The 17,069-nt window shown below is 75.4% G+C and carries 17 protein-coding genes; 10 read left to right on the forward strand and 7 right to left on the reverse strand.

Features of this window, described 5'->3' with window-relative positions:
* Nucleotides 1-2: 2 nt before the first annotated feature.
* From IEX99_RS09345 to IEX99_RS09370, 6 genes are all read left to right on the forward strand, one after another.
* Nucleotides 3-1,499 carry a hypothetical protein gene (locus IEX99_RS09345; RefSeq protein ID WP_188899742.1) on the forward strand — a complete coding sequence of 499 codons (1,497 nt, stop codon included), beginning with the start codon at nucleotides 3-5 and terminating at the stop codon, nucleotides 1,497-1,499.
* A gap of 3 nt (nucleotides 1,500-1,502) precedes the next feature.
* Nucleotides 1,503-2,291 (forward strand): SPRY domain-containing protein, encoded by a 789-nt coding sequence (locus IEX99_RS09350; RefSeq protein WP_188899743.1) that lies wholly within the window; start codon nucleotides 1,503-1,505, stop codon nucleotides 2,289-2,291.
* 9 nt (nucleotides 2,292-2,300) lie between these two features.
* Nucleotides 2,301-3,005, forward strand: coding sequence for a putative phage tail protein (locus tag IEX99_RS09355; protein ID WP_188899744.1), 705 nt, complete (start codon nucleotides 2,301-2,303; stop codon nucleotides 3,003-3,005).
* The gene (locus tag IEX99_RS09360) at nucleotides 3,005-3,568 is read left to right on the forward strand and encodes a gp53-like domain-containing protein (protein WP_188899745.1); all 564 of its coding nucleotides are present in this window, start codon (nucleotides 3,005-3,007) and stop codon (nucleotides 3,566-3,568) included. The genes IEX99_RS09355 and IEX99_RS09360 overlap by 1 nt, the downstream gene beginning before the upstream one ends.
* 17 nt (nucleotides 3,569-3,585) lie before the next feature.
* Nucleotides 3,586-4,062: a hypothetical protein gene (locus IEX99_RS09365; protein ID WP_188899746.1), complete on the forward strand. Its 477-nt coding sequence runs from the start codon at nucleotides 3,586-3,588 to the stop codon at nucleotides 4,060-4,062.
* Nucleotides 4,063-4,372: 310 nt separating this feature from the next.
* On the forward strand, nucleotides 4,373-5,350 hold the full coding sequence (locus tag IEX99_RS09370; RefSeq protein WP_188899747.1) for a TauD/TfdA family dioxygenase: 978 nt from the start codon (nucleotides 4,373-4,375) through the stop codon (nucleotides 5,348-5,350).
* A gap of 180 nt (nucleotides 5,351-5,530) precedes the next feature.
* Here the strand turns inward: IEX99_RS09370 and IEX99_RS09375 are convergent, their stop codons facing one another.
* From IEX99_RS09375 to IEX99_RS09400, 6 genes are all read right to left on the reverse strand, one after another.
* Nucleotides 5,531-5,935, reverse strand: coding sequence for a hypothetical protein (locus IEX99_RS09375; protein WP_188899748.1), 405 nt, complete (start codon nucleotides 5,933-5,935; stop codon nucleotides 5,531-5,533).
* Between the two features lie 145 nt (nucleotides 5,936-6,080).
* Entirely contained in the window at nucleotides 6,081-7,541 is a 1,461-nt protein-coding gene (locus IEX99_RS09380; RefSeq protein ID WP_188899749.1) for a coiled-coil domain-containing protein, read from the reverse strand.
* Nucleotides 7,538-8,524, reverse strand: coding sequence for a DUF6384 family protein (locus tag IEX99_RS09385; protein WP_188899791.1), 987 nt, complete (start codon nucleotides 8,522-8,524; stop codon nucleotides 7,538-7,540). Before IEX99_RS09385 ends, IEX99_RS09380 begins: the two co-directional genes overlap by 4 nt.
* Complete coding sequence (locus tag IEX99_RS09390; protein WP_188899750.1) at nucleotides 8,514-9,746, reverse strand: cell surface protein; 1,233 nt, start codon at nucleotides 9,744-9,746, stop codon at nucleotides 8,514-8,516. The genes IEX99_RS09385 and IEX99_RS09390 overlap by 11 nt, the downstream gene beginning before the upstream one ends.
* Before the next feature lie 234 nt (nucleotides 9,747-9,980).
* The gene (locus tag IEX99_RS22680) at nucleotides 9,981-10,277 is read right to left on the reverse strand and encodes a DUF1127 domain-containing protein (RefSeq protein WP_188899751.1); all 297 of its coding nucleotides are present in this window, start codon (nucleotides 10,275-10,277) and stop codon (nucleotides 9,981-9,983) included.
* Nucleotides 10,278-10,286: 9 nt separating this feature from the next.
* Nucleotides 10,287-10,577 carry a DUF1127 domain-containing protein gene (locus tag IEX99_RS09400; protein ID WP_229677900.1) on the reverse strand — a complete coding sequence of 97 codons (291 nt, stop codon included), beginning with the start codon at nucleotides 10,575-10,577 and terminating at the stop codon, nucleotides 10,287-10,289.
* Between the two features lie 349 nt (nucleotides 10,578-10,926).
* On the opposite strand from IEX99_RS09400, the gene IEX99_RS09405 reads away from it, so the two are divergent.
* Nucleotides 10,927-11,838: a LysR substrate-binding domain-containing protein gene (locus IEX99_RS09405; protein WP_229677901.1), complete on the forward strand. Its 912-nt coding sequence runs from the start codon at nucleotides 10,927-10,929 to the stop codon at nucleotides 11,836-11,838.
* Nucleotides 11,839-11,847: 9 nt separating this feature from the next.
* Here the strand turns inward: IEX99_RS09405 and IEX99_RS09410 are convergent, their stop codons facing one another.
* The gene (locus tag IEX99_RS09410) at nucleotides 11,848-13,113 is read right to left on the reverse strand and encodes a cation:proton antiporter (protein ID WP_188899753.1); all 1,266 of its coding nucleotides are present in this window, start codon (nucleotides 13,111-13,113) and stop codon (nucleotides 11,848-11,850) included.
* Nucleotides 13,114-13,299: 186 nt separating this feature from the next.
* On the opposite strand from IEX99_RS09410, the gene IEX99_RS09415 reads away from it, so the two are divergent.
* The 3 genes from IEX99_RS09415 to IEX99_RS09425 all read left to right on the forward strand — a co-directional run bounded on the left by IEX99_RS09415 (nucleotide 13,300) and on the right by IEX99_RS09425 (nucleotide 17,007).
* Nucleotides 13,300-14,316, forward strand: coding sequence for a TAXI family TRAP transporter solute-binding subunit (locus tag IEX99_RS09415; protein WP_188899754.1), 1,017 nt, complete (start codon nucleotides 13,300-13,302; stop codon nucleotides 14,314-14,316).
* Nucleotides 14,317-14,325: 9 nt separating this feature from the next.
* The gene (locus IEX99_RS09420) at nucleotides 14,326-16,383 is read left to right on the forward strand and encodes a TRAP transporter permease (protein WP_188899755.1); all 2,058 of its coding nucleotides are present in this window, start codon (nucleotides 14,326-14,328) and stop codon (nucleotides 16,381-16,383) included.
* 414 nt (nucleotides 16,384-16,797) lie between these two features.
* Nucleotides 16,798-17,007 carry a GAF domain-containing protein gene (locus IEX99_RS09425; protein ID WP_188899756.1) on the forward strand — a complete coding sequence of 70 codons (210 nt, stop codon included), beginning with the start codon at nucleotides 16,798-16,800 and terminating at the stop codon, nucleotides 17,005-17,007.
* Nucleotides 17,008-17,069 lie beyond the last annotated feature (62 nt).

Here is a 17,069-nt window from a genome sequence, read left to right on the forward strand (position 1 = left end):
CTATGGCCTACCTGTTCGGCGACGGCTTCGACGTCTACAGCACCACCAGCGACCTGCTGACGGCTTGGGACAGCATCTTCCAGGACGGCCACACCGGCAACATCGTCCTGCCGGCCTCCGCCACCGCCTTTGGCCTCGGCGGTGCGGTGGCGACCATCGCAAACCTCGGCGGCTTCAGGCTGACTCGAGCACTGGGGCAGAATGTTGGTACCCTCTATGTCAATCTCCGCCTCAAGCGGACCACCTCCTCCTCCCACTACTTCTACCTCCAGCTGCTGGACGGCGCTGCGGCGCAGGCAACGGTGCGTTGGAACGATGACGGCTCGCTCACCGTCCACACCGGCGGTGCGACTGGCACGCAGCGGGGCCAGGCCACCGGCGCCACCGCCCAGAACGTCTGGGACTCTTGGCAGATCAAGGCGGTGGTCCACGACACCGCCGGCAGCGTCGAGGTGCGCAAGAACGGCAGCGCTACCCCGACCCTGCTGGTCGGTGGTGTCAATACCCGTGGCGGCAGCACCAACGCCTACGCCAACGGGCTCGTGCTCGGCACCAACAACGGCGGGGCGGTGTCGCATTGCGACGACCTGCTGGTGTGGTCCGGCAGCGGCGCAGCGCCCAACGACTGGCTCGGCGACGTGCGGGCGGTGACGCTCGCCCCAGCCAGCACCGTGCAGGCGCAGTTCACGCCCGGCCCGGCCGCGATCGGCAACATCACCCAGACCACGACGCGCAGCGAGAACGCCAACACCATCGCTGCCTTCCTCTACCAGTCGCCGGCGCAGGGGCATGCGAGCAGCATCGGCGTAACGCTGACCTCCACCATCACCGGCAGTCTCAACGCCGCGCTCTACGCCGACAACAACGGCGCCCCCGGCGCCCTGATCGCCCAGGGATCGGGCGTCACCAACCCCACTGCCGGGCTGGTGACGATCCCGTTGCAGGGCGCACCGGTGACGGTGCCGCAGGGGCCGGTGTGGGTAGCGCTGTGGGCCAGCGCCAACTGCACCTTCGCGGCCGGCGCCAGCGGCACACGCGCCGGCCAGTCGCTGACCTACGGCGCGAGCTTCCCCAACCCGATGGTGCCGGGAACGCCAGGATCGGCGGCGCAGCCTGTGCTGGCGCTGGCGCTCGCCAACCCGGTCCAGCATTCGCTGCTGCGCCATCCGACGGACGGCGATGCCGGCTACGTCTACGCGGCGACGGTTGGCGCCCAGGACCTCTACGGGGTGGAGACGCTGGCCAGCAAGGGGGTCGCGCCGGCCTCGATCGTCGGGGTGGCGCCGTTCGTGGTCGCCAAGCGTTCCGACAGCGGTACACGCACGCTGCAGGTGATCGCCAAGTCCGGTGGTGTCGAGGCGGCGGCGGCGGGCAGCGACGCGGTGTCGCTCTCCTACCAGCGCCTGGTGGGGTTCCTGGGCACAGACCCGGCGACTTCGGCGGCGTGGACGCCGAGTGCTGTGGACGCGCTGCAGCTCGGCCCCAAGATCAGCGCCTAGCCGATGCCGTTCGCCACCTGGGACCCGGGCCAGCTCAGCGCCGTCACGCTGAGCAACGGCAACCTGACGGCGACCGCGAGCGGCGCCGGCGGCGTGCGCGGCCAGGGCACCAACCGCAGCGGCAAGTGGTACTGGGAGATCACGCTGCCGACCTGGGCCAACGCCAACACCAGGGTCGGCGCCTGCACGGCGGCGGCGACGGTCGGCAGTTTCGGCGCCAGCACGCCGCCCGCCTTCGCCGTGACGGTGCGTCGCGACGGCGGCATCTATCTGGGGAGCGCGAGCACCGGCCTCTCGCTGGGGGCGCGGGCCAATGGCGACGTGATCGGCATCGCCCTCGACCTCGACGCCGGCAAGGTGTGGTTCCGCGCCGGGGCGAGCGGCAACTGGAACGGCTCGACCGCGCACAACCCGGCCACCGGCCAGGGCGGGGTGTCGCTGGCGAGCCTCGGCTATGGCGGCGGGGCCAACTGGTATCCGATGGCGGGCTTCGGCGCCGCCAACGACCAGGCCGTGGCCAACTTCGGCGCCAGCGCATTGGTCGGCGCCGTGCCGGGCGGCTTCACCGCCGGCTGGACCACCGATACTGCCATCACCCACGCAGTGGCCAGCACCGCCGGCGCCGAGGTGTGGGCGCGCGATCCCGGCACGCTGCGGATGGATGCCGCCGGCGCCGAGGTGTGGTTCTTCAACCGCACCGAGATGCTGGTCACGGCGGCCGGCGCCGAGGTGTGGTTCGTCGGCTCCGCCGTCGCCCTCCGTCGTCGCCGTGTGGTCGCGCTCCTGCAGTAGGGGCCCGCCATGACGCCCGCCACCTGGCCCGTCGCCACCGCCCCCTTCGCCACCGCACCGGCCGGCGCGGCGGCCGCCCCCGGCCCCGAGCCGGGCGCCGGGCCAGAGACGCGCCTGCGCAGCGCCGAGGACGTCCTCGCCGAGCTGCTGGCGCTGCTGCCCTCGGGCTGGGCCTGGCCGCGCGAGGCCGACAGCGCGCTCGCCCGCCTGCTGCGGGGGGCGGCGGCGGAGATCGCCCGCATCGAGGCCGCCGCCGCGGCGCTGCTGGCGCAGGTGGACCTGCGGGCGGCGGACGCGCTGCTGCCGGACTACGAGCGGGTGCTCGGCCCCGACCCGTGCGGCCGCGACCTGCTCCTGACCGGCCTCGACGAACGCCGCCGCGCCGCGCACCAGCGCTGGACCGCCGGCGGGCTGCAGACGCCCGCCTACTTCGAGGCGATCGCGGCGCAGCTCGGCGTGCCGGAGGCCCGGGTCGAGGAGAGCCGCCCGTTCGTCTGCGGCGGCGCCGAGGCCGGCATGGAGCTCGTCCCGCCCGCGGAGGTCTTCGTCTGGCGGATGCACCTGCCGCCGACGCGGGTGATCGAGTTCGAGGCCGGCGGCGCCGAAGCCGGCGCGCCGCTCGGCGAGATCGTGCCCGCGCTGGTGGAGTGCGTGATCCGCCGCCTCGCCCCCGCCCACACCACGCCCGTCTTCTCCTACCCGGAGGCTGCCTGATGGACCGGATCAACGGCGCCAACACCGTGGACATCGGCGGGGGCCGCAGGGGCTTCCGCGACCGCAACCTCCTCGCCGGCCTCAGCGGGACGCAGGTCACCGCCGCGTTCCTGAACGGGCTGCAGGAGGAGGTGCTCGGCGTCATCGAGGGAGCGGGGCTGACGCCGAACGAGGCCAATTGGGGCCAGCTGCTGGCCGCGATCCAGGGCCTGGTCGCGGCCGGTGCGGCGAGCGCGGTGGCCGCCGCCCTGAACACGCCGCAATTGCTCACCGCCGCCGGGTACAAGGTGTTCCCGGGCGGGCTGATCCTGCAGTGGGCGAGCACGGCGGTGCCGGACTGGGGCGCCGGCACCGGCGAGGCGGCGGGGACGCTCGCCTGGCCCATCGTCTTCCCCGCCGCCTGCCTGGCGGCCTTCGTCTCGCTGCAGGACGATGCTGCGAGTGAGGGGAAGTCCGTGGCGCGCGTGACGACCAAGACCGCGTCCGGGATCACGTGGCGGCTGCAAGAGTGGGCCGATAGCATCAATCCCACGACCCTATGGGCACTCGGGATCGGGGTTTAGGGGGCAAGACGATGGCTGTGCTCTTCTCTGCCGCGACCCGCGGCTTCTACGACCCGCAGCTGCATGCCCCGGCCAGCGTGCCGGAGGATGCGGTGCCGATCTCGCGCGAGGAGCATGCCGCCCTGCTCGCGGGGCAGGCCGCCGGCAAGCGCATCATCCCCGGGGCGGACGGGCGGCCGGAGCTCGCCGACCCGCCCGCGCCGCCGCCCCCGCCGCCGGTGCGCCGCCTCGCGCCGCTTGCCTTCCGCCGGCGCTTCCCGCCGGCTACGCGCGCCGCGATCACCCTCGCCGCCGCGCAGGCGCTGGCCGCCGGCGACCCGACGCTGCAGGTGTTCCTCGACGACCTGGCCGCGAGCCGCTTCGTGGACCTCGACGCCCCGGAGACCCGGGCCGGGGTGGCGGCCATGGTCGCCGCCGGGCTCCTGACCGAGAGCGAGGCCGCGGCGGTGCTCGCCGACGGCACCCCGGACGAGGCCGCCGGCAGCCCGGCATGAGCGCCTGGGACCTGGCGCGGCGCGGCGATGGACCTCGCGCTCCGCTGGAAGGAGCGCGACCACGGTCGGCGGGCCTGGGAATGGCACGCCGCCCGCGGCCTGCTGCCGGGGGACTGATCGGCGGGCGCGTGCCGCCGGCCGGCCGTGTCAGCCGGTGGCAGGACATTTGTCCTAACTAGGACTGGGAGAAATGTCCTAAATACCGCTTAGGAACACCCCCGCCAATTCCAAATCTGATGGCACGGCGTCCAAATTCGCCTGTCACGCTACACCCTCCCCGGCGGCCCGGCGGGGCTGCTAGGGTGCCGCAATGTCCTCCCCGCTCGGCACCCCCCGGGTGCGCCCGCCGCGCCTCGTCCCGCAGACCGGTCCGGCGCTCTGGCAGGCCGGCGAGCTGTCGCCTTCGGACTGGATGATCCCGCTCGGCCAGGAGGCGGAGGCGGAGCTGGACGCGGCGATCACCGCGCTCGGCGGCCGGCGTCCGGAGCGCGCGGCCGAGGTGCCGCTGCCGACCCTCTCCCCGGTGATCGCCGACCTCCGCGCGCGGCTCGAGCACGGGCGCGGCTTCGCCCTGCTGCGCGGCCTGCCCTTCGACCGCCACGGCACGGCCGGGGCGGAGGCGCTGCTGCTCGCGCTCGGCCTGCACCTCGGCATCCCCCTGCCGCAGGATGCGGCGGAGCCCGGCGGCCCGGTGACGCATCTGGCGAGCGCGCCGATCGGGGGCGCGACGGCCGCGCCGTTCCACGCCGATCCCTGCGACGCGGTGCTGCTGCTCTGCCTGCGCCAGCCTCCCGCCTCCGGCGCTTCGGCCCTGATCTCGGCCATGGCGGTGCACAACGCGCTGCTTAAGCGCGACCGCGCGGCGCTGGAAGCGCTGTACCAGCCGCTGCCGCATCGCGAGGCCGATGGCTCAGTGGCGGCGCGGCCGGTGTTCAGCGTGACGGGCGGGGCGTTCAGCGCACGCTACAACCGCGCCGCGATCGAGGACGCGGCAGCGACGCCGGGCGTTGCTCCGCTGGAGCCGGCGCAGCGCGCCGCGCTCGACGCACTGGACGCGGCGTGCACCGATCCGGCGCTGGCGCTGCGCATGGAGACGCGGCCCGGCGACCTGCTCTGCTTCAATCCCCAGCTCGTCTGGAAGCGCCGTTCGCCGCCGGCGGCGGGCCCGGCGGAGGCGCCCGACCGCACCCGGGAGTTCCTCCGGCTGCGCCTGCTGACGGCCAACTCGCGCACCGCAGCCGCCGCGGCGGCCCCGTCGGTGCCGCCGCCTGCCCCTTGGCAGGGCTAGCGCGCCAGCCTACCCGCGATCGTCCCGGCCGCGGACCGCCAGCCGGACGCCAGGGTGTGGATCGTCGGCGTGAACGGGACCGGCTCCGAGGCGCCTGGGCGAGGACCGCCGGCAGGACGGGCGGGCATCAGCCGCTGCCCGCGGCGCGAGCGGCCGCGCCGCCCCTCCGGCACGGGAGCGTCAGGCGCGGGCGGCGGCCCGATCGGGCTGCGCGAGCGCCGCGAACAGCGCGGCGCGCACGGCGGACACGGCGCGGCTCGGGGCGCTGGCCTCGGCGGCCTGCGGCGGCTCGGCCGCGGCCACCGTCGCTTCGGTCTGTGGGGAGGGGCTCTCGACCGCAACGGACACCGTCGGCGGCGCGTCCGCGGACCCGGTCGGCGGGTCCATGGCGGCCGCCACCGGCAGGGCGGTTTCGGGCGACGCGGTGATCTCGTGCGACGGCGACCGCGGACTGGACGGCTCGTCGCGGTAGAGCTCCAGCACCCGCCCCACCGCCGCAAGCCGGCGGAAGGTCGTGGTGGCGCGCAACTCGGCGCAGAGTCGCATCTCCTCGGCCCGGAGGGTGGCCAGGAGGTCGCTGCCCATAGCCGGCTCCTTCTAAACCAAGGGTGGAAACCTAACGAGAGATATATACCATTAGGAAGGTGATCCGACAATCGGATTCCAGCGCTCCGGCCGCCGCCGCGCCCCTGCATCCCTTCCCGGACGCCGCGCGGCCGCCCGCTCCGGCTCAGAACGATCCGCCGGTCCTGAAGCCGCCGCCGCGGATGGTGCCGCCGGTGCGGAAGCCGCCCCGTCCGCCGAAGCTTCCGCCGCCCGTGCCGCCCGGCGAGGCGCCGCCGCCTTGCGGGATGCGGTGCTGGTCCATGCGGTCCCAGAAGCCGTCGCGGCTCAGCGCGCCGCGCAGCAGCTCGCTCAGCAGCATGCCGACCAGGGCGCCGTCGCCGAAGCTCCAGCGATCCTGGGCGTAGCCGCGCCGGCGCATCTCCTGGCGGATGGCGAGCAGCTCCTCGACCCGCCGCCGCGCGGCCTCGGCCTCGGTCCGCCGTTCGCCGAGGCGGCGTTCGACCTCCGCCCGCTCCGCCGCGGCGCGCTCCATGCGGGCGACCACCGCGTCGTCCTGCGGCGTCGGCGTGCGCGCGGCGGCCTCGCGCAGCTCGCGCACGCTGGCGTGGGCGAGGGCGGCCTCGAGCGCCGCGACGGCCCCGCGCGTGGCGGCGTCCTCGCCGGCGGTCAGCGCGGCGCGGCGGCGCTCGGTCTCCTCGAGCGCGGCGTGCGCGGCCTCCACCGCGTCCTCCGCGCGCTCGAGCGCCTGGCGCAGCGCCTCCGGCACCGTCGCGGCGCCCGCCGCCGCCGCGCGTTCGTATTCGGCGAGGTCGGCCGCCGCCGCCTCGGCGGCGTCGCGCATCCGCGCGGCGTGCTCGGCGAGGCGTTCGGGCAGCTCGGTCAGGAGCGCGTAGCTGCGCCGCGCGGACTCGTAGCGCGCGACGCGCGCGACCCAGCCGTCGAGCAGCCGCGCGATCGGGCCGGCGCGGTAGGCGGGCGTGCCGTAGCCGCGTCGCCAGAGGTAGAGGAAGAGCGGATCGGCCTCGTAGGGCCTGCCCTTCTCCTCGCGGTCGCGGCGCGCGAAGGCGGCCTTCCGGTCGGCGTGCCGGGCGACCTGCGCGGCCTCGATGGCCGCGTCGCGGCGGCGGCGCCATTCAGGGTCGGCGGCGGCAAGCCGCGCGCGCGTCTCCTCGAGCGCCCGCTCGGCCGCCGCCTCCGCCTCGTCCAGCCGCGCCGCCGCCCGGTCGCGCGCCGCGTTCGCCGCCAGCAGCGCGGCCTGGCGCTCGGCGAGCTCGGCCTCGAACGCGGTCCGGGCCTGCGTGCCCCGTTCGATCAGCGCGCGCGCCCTCCGCCCGGCCTCGTCGAGCCGTTCGAGCACCACGCCGCCGTCCGCGCCCCGCCGCAGGGCGTCGAGCCGCATCCGCGCGAGTTCGCGCAGCGCCTCGGCCTCCTCGCCGCGCAGCGCGTCGCGCCGGGCGGCGAGGCTGTCGGCTTCCTCCTGCACGGCCCGCGCCTCGCGCTCGGCGCGGGCGAGGCGCTCGTCCACGCCCTGCATGAGGTCGCCGCCGGTGAACGCGCCGTCGCCGCGGTCGGCGCCCCGTCGGCCGCCGCCACGGATCGCGCTGCCCCGCCAGTCCATCGTCACCACCGCAGGATCGCGCCCCCCGTCGTGTCCACGCTCCACTCCGGCCGCAGCGCGCCGGCGCGCTTCACGCCGACCACCGGCCGGTCGATCACGCCGTCGGCGAGCTTGTCCTGGCGCACGCGCTCGAACTCCTCGGGCGTCACCCGCAGGCCCCAGCGCGAGACGGTGGCGCGGTGCCCGTCCTCCTCGCTCGTCACCGGCACCTCCACCGGTCGCCCGTCGCGGTCCACCGCCTCGACGATCAGGTAGAAGTTGCGCGCCCGCGGGTTGTCCTCCGGCACGCGCCAGACGCCGGAGGGCTCGCCGGGCCGGCTGACGATGCGCACCGTGTAGGCGAGGGAGGCCTGCTGGCGCAGCGCCTGGAGCTGCGCGAGGCGCGCGCGGGCGTCCGCGGCCGCGCCGGCGCGGGCCGCCGCCTCGCCCTCCGCGACCAGGCGGTCGGCCTCGGCGCGCGCCTCCGGCGCCTCGGTGGCGGCGAGCACCCGCTCGCGCTCGGCGCGCAGGGCGCCGGGCAGGCCGGTCTCGAGCTCGGCCTGGAGGGCGACGCGGGCGCGCTCGGCCGGCAGGCGGATGCCGAACCACCAGCCGCCGCCAAGGAGGAGCAGGGCGCCGAGGGCGAACAGCGCCGCGCGCCCCCAGCGCGCGCGCGTCGCCCAGAGGGTCGCGAGGCTGCGCTGGAAGGAGGGCGGCGTCGGCCGGTAGGCGAAGCGCTGCTGCTCGAGCGCGGCGACGCCTTGGTCGAGGATGCGCTCCGGAACCTCGATGCCCTGGGTGGCGTAGATCTCGCGCAGGCGCTGCTTGAGGCGCGCGCGGCGCGCGTCGCCCTGCAGCTCGCGCTCGACCAGGGTCTCGGCGTGGCGGAGCGTGTCCACCACGTCCATCGCGAGCATGGTCTCGTCGAGCGCGGGGGGCGGCGGCTCCCCGGGAGGGCGGGGCGGGGCGGCATCGGGCCGCGCCGGCGCCGCGGGGGCGTCAGGCGGCATGCGTCGGACCGGGTGCCCCCGCGGCCGCGGCGGGCGCCGGCGGCAGGGCGGCCGCCTCCTGCGCCAGGCGCGCCATGCGCCGCTTCGCGTCCTCGACGCTGCGGCGGATCTCCTCGCTGTTCTCGGTGGCGAGCCGGCGCATCTCGGCGATGATCTCGCGCGAGCGTTCCTGGTAATTGACGACGCTGTCCACGAGCCTCTTCACCGCCTCGGCGCGGATCGTCGGGCCGTAGCCGGCGCGCAGCGCCTCCTCCTGCACCTTGCCGCCGATCTCGGCCAGCGTCTCCAGGCTCCGCTCCACGCCCGCCTTCATGCCCTCCAGCGTGCGCGTGCTCTCGTGCAGGCCGTGCATGCCGGTGAAGCTCGCGGTCAGCGCGGTCAGCACCGCCTCGTTGGTGGAGAAGAAGCTGACCGACTGCTGGTAGACGCGCTCCTTCGCGCTGGTGATCTGCACCAGGCGGGCCATGATGACCTCGGAGGTGTTGTAGGAGACGGTTAGGTTGTCGGCGAGGTCCTTGACGATCTGGTAGCGCGCCTCCTCCTGCTGGAGCGCGCGCAGCGCCTCGTCGCGCGCGAGCTCGAGCCGGGCGCGGGCGGCGGGGTCCGCGGGGGTGGCGTTCTCGACCGCGGCGGAGGCCGCTTCCATCGCGCGCCGCCGTTCCTCGAGGTGGCGCTCGGCGGCGTGCAGCAGCTCGAGCGCCATCACCTCCGCCTCCTTCAGCGCGCCGCGGAAGTCGCGGTAGGCCTCGAGGATGGCGCGCTCGCGCTCGATGTTCTCCTTGGTGTCGCGGGAAACGTCGAGGTAGGCGGCGCGGATGCGGTCGAAGCGCTGGGCGATGTCGCCGCGCCTGGCCTTCTGCCAGATGTTGGACAGGCGCTCGAGGGTGGAGATGCGGCCGTCCTCGATCTGGCGCACCATGGTCCGCGCGTCGTCGCGGATCGAGTTGAAGCTCTCGGTGATGGTCTCGTAGCGGCTGCCGATCTCCATCGCGCGGATCTGCTCGCGCACCACCTCGTTGAAGACGGTGGCCTGGTTGAGCACGCGCGCGATCAGCGCGACACGGTTCGGGTCGAGCTCGCCGATGCGCGAGAGCAGGCCGGTGATCGGGCTCTCCCGGGCCGAGGGCTCGGGCAGCGGCAGGCCGAGGTCGCGCAGCGCGCCCATCGCCCTGTCGAGGTAGCGCATCGGCTGCGCGATGGCCGACTGGTGCTGCTGCCGCATCTCTCGCCCTCTCCTTCGCCGCCGCCGCGGCCTGGCGGGGCGGAAGATGGGGGCGAGGCACGGGGGCCCGCCATCGCCCGGGCTGCGGGCGGCCGCGGTCGCGCATCACGACGCGGTGAGGCGCGGGCGGCGGGCGCCGGAGGCCGGCGCCGGCGGGACGGGTCGAGCGGCACCGCGCCGGCCGACGGGCGCCCGGGAGCGGGCGGAACGGCCGGGCGGCGTCCGGCCGCGCCGTCACCACGGGCTCCGGAACGGCCTGCCCAGCGTGCGCGCGACCTCGTAGCGGTTCAGGCCGATGTCCCGCAGTTCGCGGTCGGACAGGGCGGCGAGCTCGTGAGCCTCGGTCATGCGCCGCCGCCATCGGAGGAACAGCGTTGCCGGAAGGCGCAGGAGCGATGCGAACCGTCCGCCGAGGGGCCGGCAGCTAGGCCTGCCCGCCGGCGTCGCGGGCACGGCGGAGGCCGCGCCGGCACCCCGGCTGCATCGTTCGAGGTCGCAGGAGGGCGCGATGTCGCGACGGCCGATGTGCATGGCGCTCCCCTATGCGCGCCAGAAGGGCTTGGACGCCTCGCGCGCCGCGTCGTGGCGGCTGATGCCGATGTCCCTGAGCGCGGCGTCGGTCAGCGCGGCGAGGCGGCGGCGCTGCCGCGCGCGCTCCAGCCACAGCCCGAGGGTCCGCGACGCGCGCTCGATCGCGAGGGCGACGCCGGCGGTTCCCTCCGGGCGGCGCCGGGGCACGCCGGTCGCGATGCCGTTGGCGTCCGCCGGGGCGGCGAGGCGCGCGGCGACCGGTTCGGCACGCGGGAGGGCGGGGGCCCGGGCCGCAGGCACCCCCATCCGCGGATCGGACGGGCGCGGGTGTGGGCCCGCCGGCCCGGCGCGGCAAGCGCCCGCGATCGGGAGGTCCGGTTCGGCCTCGCGGGCGAGGGCGCGGCGGCGGGCGGGCCGGAGGTCGGTCTCGGTCGTCATGGTCGCATCTCCGGTCTGGCAGCGATGCGAGCCTGCACGGCGCGCGCGGCCGTCGCGACCGAGACCTCCTCAAGTGCGATGAGCGTCGTTCACCAGCCCGCCGCGACGCCCGCGGTCGCGAGGAGCGCGCCGGGAACAGGTCAGTCATGCTGCCCTTGGCGTGGAGCGGCACCGGCCTTTCTGGTTGCAATGCAGCAAAGAGGCGACCGGCATGATGCGCAGGCAGTTGCCGCCGCTCGCGGCGCTCCGGGTGTTCGAGGCGGCGGGCCGGCGCGGCGGCTTCACCGCCGCGGCCGAGGAACTCGGCGTCACGCCGAGCGCCGTCAGCCACGCCGTGCGCACGCTGGAGGACCATCTCGGCCTGCCGCTGTTCCGGCGCGATCCGCGCGGCCTCGCGCTGACGCCGGCGGGCGAGGCGCTGCTGGCCGAGGCGAGCCGGGCCTTCGACGCGCTCGCGGGCACGGTCGGGCGGCTCGTCGCGGCGCGGCACGAGGCGGGGCTCCGCATCAGCGTGGCGCCGACCTTCGCCGCGCGCTGGCTGCTGCCGCGCCTGCCGGCGCTGCGGCGGCGGCATCCGGCCCTGGCGATCAGCATCACCACCGAGCAGGACTGGGTGGATCTCGGCGACGGGCGCCGCGACCTGGCCATCCGCATGGCGCGGGAGCCGTCGGGGCCGGGCGAGTGGCACCGGCTGGTGCAGGAGCGCCTGGTCCCGGTCGCGGCGCCCGCGTTCGCCGGGCTGTCGCTCGAGGCGGCGCTGGCGCGGCTGCCGGCGATCCACCTGACCACGGTGAGCGAGGACTGGGCGGCCTGGGCGTCGCGGACGGGAATGGCGGCGCCGCCCGATCCGAGGAGGGGGCTGCGCTTCGACACGGCGCACATGGGGCTCGAGGCGGCGGCGCAGGGCCTCGGCGTGGCGCTCGGGCGCCTGCCGGCCTGCGCCGCGGACCTCGGCGCGCGCCGCGTGGTCGCGCTCGGGCCGGCGGTGGCGAGCGGGACGGCCTACTGGCTGGTCACCCGCCCGGGCCTGCTGCGCCAGCGCGACGGCCGCCTGCTCGCCGCCTGGCTGCGGGAGGAGCTGGCGGACCCGGCCGAGGCGCCGCAGGCGGAGCCGGCCGCGTGACCGCGCCCCTCACCGAACCGCCGGCCGCGACGCCGCCCGCGCCACCGCGGCGAGCGAGGAGCCCTGCACCACGATGCTGAACACGACCACGGCGTAGGTCGCGGCGAGCAGCGCCGGCTTGGCCTCCACCTCCGGCAGGGAAAGGGCGAGCGCGACCGAGATCCCGCCGCGCAGCCCGCCCCAGGTGAGGAGCCGCACCGTGCCCGGGCCGAAGTCGAGCCAGGGGCGCAGCGCGACGACCGGGCCCGACACCGCGGCCAGGCGGCCGAGCAGGGCGAGCGGGATCGCCGCGGCGGCGAGGCCGGCGAAGCCCGGGTCGAAGCGCAGCACCAGGACCTCCAGCCCGATCAGCAGGAACAGGACCGAGTTCAGCACCTCGTCGAGCAGCGTCCAGAAGCCGAAGACGTGGCGTTGCGTGTCCTCGCTCATCGCGTCCTGCGGGCCGCGGTGGCCGACCAGCAGGCCTGCGACCACCACCGCGATCGGGCCCGACAGGTGCAGCGCCTGCGCGAGTGCGTAGGTGCCGGTGACGAGGCCGAGGGTGATCAGCGCCTCGATCGGGTAGTCGTCCACCTGCCGCATCATGCGGTAGGCGAGCCAGCCGGCGGCGGCGCCGAGCGCCGCGCCGCCGCCCGCCTCCACCACGAAGAGCCGGGCGATGCCGAGCGGCGTCGCCGCGTCGTGCTCGGGGCCGGTGCCGATGGCGATGGCGAGGAGGACGGTGAAGAGGACGACGCCGACGCCGTCGTTGAACAGGCTCTCGCCCTTCATCTCGGTCTCGAGCGCGGCCGGCACGCGCACGACCTTCAGCGTCGAGAGCACGGCGACCGGATCGGTCGGGCTGATCAGCGCGCCGAAGACGAGCGCCCAGGGGAGCGGGATCGGGATGCCGAGCGGCGCCGAGAGCAGCCAGATGCCCACCCCGACCACCGCGGTCGAGACGACGACGCCGACCGAGGCCATCAGCGCCACCGATCCGGCGCGACCGCGCAGCTCCTCCAGGTCCACGTGCAGCGCACCGGCGAACAGGAGGAAGGCGAGCATCCCCTCCATCACCGTCGCCGTGAAGTCTATCTGACGCAGCGCCCCGGTGAGCGCCTCGTAGAGCTGCTCCTCGGGCACCGCGAGCTCGAACAGCACCAGGACGAGGGAGGATGCGAGGCCGATGACCAGCAGGCCGATGGTGTGGGGCAGCCGCACGTAGCGGTAATTCAGCCAGGCGAAGGCGGCCGAGAGGGTCAGCAGCAGGGCGCCCAGCTCGAACAGCGAGAGCATCGGTGGTCCCCCGGGGCGGGCGCCGCGCGCGCCTGCGCCTGCGGCGCCGTCGTCGCGGATTTTGCCGCGCCCGTCCAGCGCGCCGCCTGCGGCCGGTCGGCCCGGCGGGAGGGGCGGTTGTGGCGGCCCGCGGCGATCGGCTAGTTTCCGCCGCCGGGAAGCACACGACGCTGGGGGATCAGCCCGATGACGCTCCGCCGAACCGTCCTGGCCGCCGTCGCCGCGGCCGCCGTCTGCGCGCCGGCCGCCGCGCTGGCCCAGGCCGCGCCGCAGTTCTTCCGCATCGGCACGGGGAGCGCGGGCGGGACCTACTACCCGATCGGCGGCATCATCGCGAACGCCATCTCCTGCCCGCCCGGCGCGCCCTGCGGCGAGGCCGGCGGCACCGCCGGCGTGCCGGGCCTGGTCGCGGTCGCGCAGGCGACCCAGGGCAGCGTGCAGAACGTCAACCTGATCCAGTCCGGCAACGCCGAGAGCGCCTTCAGCCAGTCCGACGTCGCCCACTGGGCCTACACCGGCACCGGCCTGTTCGAGGGCCGCCCGAAGCTCGAGCGCCTGCGCTTCATCGCCCACCTGTTCCCCGAGCACATCCACGCCGTGGTGCGCCGCGACAGCCCGATCCGCGGCTTCGAGGACCTGCGCGGCAAGCGCATCGCGATCGGGCTGCAGGCCTCCGGCGCGCGCATCGGCAGCGAACTGATCCTCGAGGCCAACGGCCTGCGCGCCGGCCGCGACTACACCGCGGAGTTCCTCAACCAGGCCCAGGGCACGGAGCGGATGCAGGACCGCGGCCTCGACGCCACCTTCACCGTGGTCGGCTACCCCGCCGCCGCCTTCTCCGAATTCTGCGCCCGCAGCGGCTGCCGCTTTCTGCCGATCGCCGGTCCCAACGCGCAGCGCGTGATCGAGCGCGCGCCCTTCTACGGCACCGGCACGATCCCGCGCGGCGCCTACGAGGGGCTGGAGGAGGACGTGCCGACCCTCACCGTCGGCGCCGTCTGGCTGGTGCGCGACAGCGTGCCGGAGGAGCTGGTCTACGGCATCACCCGCGCCCTGTGGTCGGACGTGACCCGCAATCTGCTCGAGCGCGGCCACGCCAAGGGGCGCGAGATCGTGCGGCAGAACGCGCTGCAAGGCCGCGGCGTGGTGCCGTTCCACCCCGGGGCGGAGCGCTACTACCGCGAAGCCGGCATGCTGAACTGAGCCGGCGTGGTGCAGGGCGACGGCGCCGCGGCGGCGGGCGCGGCGCCCGCCGGCCGCCTCGACCTCGCCGGCGCGGCGAGGCTGGAGACGCGCTACGACGCCGAGCTGCGCTTCCGCGAGCTGCGGGGGCCGGTCGCGGGGCTGGTCTCGGCGGCGCTCGTCGCCCTGTCGGCGTTCCATTACTACACCGCCGGCTTCGGCATCCTGACCGAGCACTGGCACAAGTCCATCCACCTCGCCGCCGTGCTCGCGCTCACCTTCCTGCTGTTCCCGACGCGGCGCCCGCCGCCGGGGCCGCGGATCGGCGGGGTGCCGCTGCTCGATTGGGCGTTCGCCGCCGCCGTCGCCGCGGCCGCGATCTACCTGCCGGTCGTCTTCGACGAGCTGACCTTCCGCATCGGCATGCCCAACGCCACGGACGTGGTGATGGGCACGGCGATGGTCGTGCTGACGCTCGAGGCGGTGCGCCGCGCGATGGGCTGGGTGCTGCCAGCGATCGTGCTGGTCTTCATCGCCTACGCGCTGCTCGGCCACCGCATAGGCGGCGTCCTGTCGCATCCCGGAGCGGACTGGGAGGGCTTCGTCAACCACGTCTACCTGACGCAGGAGGGGATCTTCGGCATCCCGGCGAAGGTCGTCGCGACCTACGTCTTCCATTTTGTGCTGTTCGGCGTCATCGCGACGCGCATGGGACTCGGCCAGTTCTTCATCGACCTCGCCTCGGTGGCGGCGGGGCGGTACCCGGGCGGGCCGGCCAAAGTGGCGGTGGTGTCCTCGGCGCTGTTCGGGAGCATCAGCGGCTCCTCGATCGCCAACACCGTCACCACCGGGTCGCTGACCATCCCGGCGATGAAGAAGATCGGCTACCGCGCGCATTTCGCGGGTGCGGTGGAGGCGGCGGCGAGCGCGGGGGGGCAGATCACGCCGCCCATCATGGGCGCGGCCGCCTTCGTGATGATCGAGTTCCTGGCGATCCCGCTGACGACGCTGCTGGTGGCCGCCGCGATCCCGGCCCTGATGCACTTCTGGGGCGTGTTCGTGCAGGTCCACCTGGAGGCCAAGCGCCTTGGCCTGCGCGGTATGTCGGAGGAGGAGCTGCCGCGCCTCTGGCCCACCATCCGCGACGGCTGGCCGACGGTGATCCCGCTCGTGCTGCTGGTCGGGGTGATCGTCGAGGGCTACACGCCCTACCTCGCGGCGTTCTGGGGCATCACCGCCTGCATCGTCGTGGGGTTCCTCAACCCGCGCAACCGGCTGACGCCGAAGGACCTCTGGTACGCCTTCGACGTCGGCGCGCGCTACGCGCTGGCGGTCGGCGCGGCGGCGGCCGCGGTCGGCATCGTGGTGGGCGTGGTCACGCTGACCGGCGCCGGATTCCGCGTCGGCTTCATGGTCACCCAGGCGGCCGCCAGCACGGCGGAGATGTTCCGCCCGCTGATCGCGCTGCTGCCCGCGGACGTCGCCTCCGTCCAGGGGCTGACGCTGTTCCTGACGCTGGTCTTCGTCGCCCTCGTCTGCGTGGTGATGGGCGCCGGCATCCCGACCACGGCGCTCTACATCGTGCTGGCGGCGATCGCGGCGCCGGCGGTCGTGCAGCTCGGCGTGCCGCCGCTCGCCGCGCACCTGTTCATCCTCTACTTCGGGATCCTCGCGGACCTGACGCCGCCGGTCTGCGTCTCCGCCTACGCCGCGGCGGGGATCGCCGGGGCGAATCCGTTCCGCACCGGGCTGACCGCCTTCCGCCTCGGCATGGCCAAGGCGACAGTGCCCTTCGTCTTCGCCTACGCGCCGGTGATGCTGGTGGTGATCGAGGGCTTCACCTGGGGCGACTTCCTGGTCACCACCCTGACCTGCGCGATCGGGGTCGCCGCGCTCGGCGCCGGGCTCACGGGGTACGCCTTCACGCACATGGGCCCGTTCAGCCAAGCGCTGCTGGTGCTGGCGGCACTGCTGCTGATCGCGCCGAGCGGGCCGCTCTCGATCACGGGCTTTGCGCTGCTGGCGCCGGTGGTGGCGGTGAACTGGCTGCGGGCGTCCCGGCGCCGCGCCCCGGCGGCCCCGGCTTGAGGCCGCGCGGCGGGCGGAGCGTCAGCCGCGGCGCGGCCCGTCGCGCAGCGCGTCGCCTGGTCGGGGGCGCACCTCGCCGGGCGCGGCCCCTCGCCATGGCCGGGCGCCGGGCTGCGCCCGCCGTCGCCTGACACCGTCGCGGGATCGCCCAAGAAGGCCCAGGAAGTATGAGAGGGATCAGCAAGCCGCGAGACGTTCGTTCCCGCTCTCCGTGCTGCCTTCCTCCCGCCGCGCGCCGCCCGCATCCGGGCCGTGGCGCCCGAGGACGCTGGAGCGGCGGTGATGCCGCGCCGGTCCTTGCCGCCCTGCCGGGCCAGTCGCGGCACCGTAACCTTCGCCCGGCGGGCGGGACCGGCGAGGCGCGTCGGCGGCGGTCTGCCTGTCGGCGGCGCGGCTGCTCCCACGGTGCGGGCGATGGACGCCGCGCCCGATCTGCCCGGCACATGCCGGGCCGCGGCGCGCGAGTTCCGGCGCCTCACCGGCTTCGACCGAGTGATGGTCTACCGCTTCCTCGAGGACGGTGCGGGCTGCGTCCTCCCCGAGGACAGGGCGGCGGAGCTGCCGCCCTTCCTCTACCGCCACTATCCGGCGTCGGACATCCCGGCGCAGGCACGCACGCCCTAGCTGTCGCTGCCAAGGAGGTTGTCGCTGGTCAGTCGGCTGATGGGCGGCGTTGCGGCGAGCGC

Origin of the sequence: Caldovatus sediminis, assembly GCF_014644455.1 — a bacterium.
GTDB lineage: Bacteria > Pseudomonadota > Alphaproteobacteria > Acetobacterales > Acetobacteraceae > Caldovatus > Caldovatus sediminis.

What these genes read in the sequence shown, in the direction of transcription:
- IEX99_RS09345 (WP_188899742.1), top strand. Translation starts at nt 3, where the DNA reads ATGGCCTACCTGTTCGGCGACGGCTTCGACGTCTACAGCACCACCAGC.
- IEX99_RS09350 (WP_188899743.1), top strand. Translation starts at nt 1,503, where the DNA reads ATGCCGTTCGCCACCTGGGACCCGGGCCAGCTCAGCGCCGTCACGCTG.
- IEX99_RS09355 (WP_188899744.1), top strand. Translation starts at nt 2,301, where the DNA reads ATGACGCCCGCCACCTGGCCCGTCGCCACCGCCCCCTTCGCCACCGCA.
- IEX99_RS09360 (WP_188899745.1), top strand. Translation starts at nt 3,005, where the DNA reads ATGGACCGGATCAACGGCGCCAACACCGTGGACATCGGCGGGGGCCGC.
- IEX99_RS09370 (WP_188899747.1), top strand. Translation starts at nt 4,373, where the DNA reads ATGTCCTCCCCGCTCGGCACCCCCCGGGTGCGCCCGCCGCGCCTCGTC.
- IEX99_RS09375 (WP_188899748.1), bottom strand. Translation starts at nt 5,935, where the DNA reads ATGGGCAGCGACCTCCTGGCCACCCTCCGGGCCGAGGAGATGCGACTC.
- IEX99_RS09385 (WP_188899791.1), bottom strand. Translation starts at nt 8,524, where the DNA reads ATGCCGCCTGACGCCCCCGCGGCGCCGGCGCGGCCCGATGCCGCCCCG.
- IEX99_RS09390 (WP_188899750.1), bottom strand. Translation starts at nt 9,746, where the DNA reads ATGCGGCAGCAGCACCAGTCGGCCATCGCGCAGCCGATGCGCTACCTC.
- IEX99_RS22680 (WP_188899751.1), bottom strand. Translation starts at nt 10,277, where the DNA reads ATGCACATCGGCCGTCGCGACATCGCGCCCTCCTGCGACCTCGAACGA.
- IEX99_RS09405 (WP_229677901.1), top strand. Translation starts at nt 10,927, where the DNA reads ATGATGCGCAGGCAGTTGCCGCCGCTCGCGGCGCTCCGGGTGTTCGAG.
- IEX99_RS09410 (WP_188899753.1), bottom strand. Translation starts at nt 13,113, where the DNA reads ATGCTCTCGCTGTTCGAGCTGGGCGCCCTGCTGCTGACCCTCTCGGCC.
- IEX99_RS09415 (WP_188899754.1), top strand. Translation starts at nt 13,300, where the DNA reads ATGACGCTCCGCCGAACCGTCCTGGCCGCCGTCGCCGCGGCCGCCGTC.
- IEX99_RS09425 (WP_188899756.1), top strand. Translation starts at nt 16,798, where the DNA reads ATGGACGCCGCGCCCGATCTGCCCGGCACATGCCGGGCCGCGGCGCGC.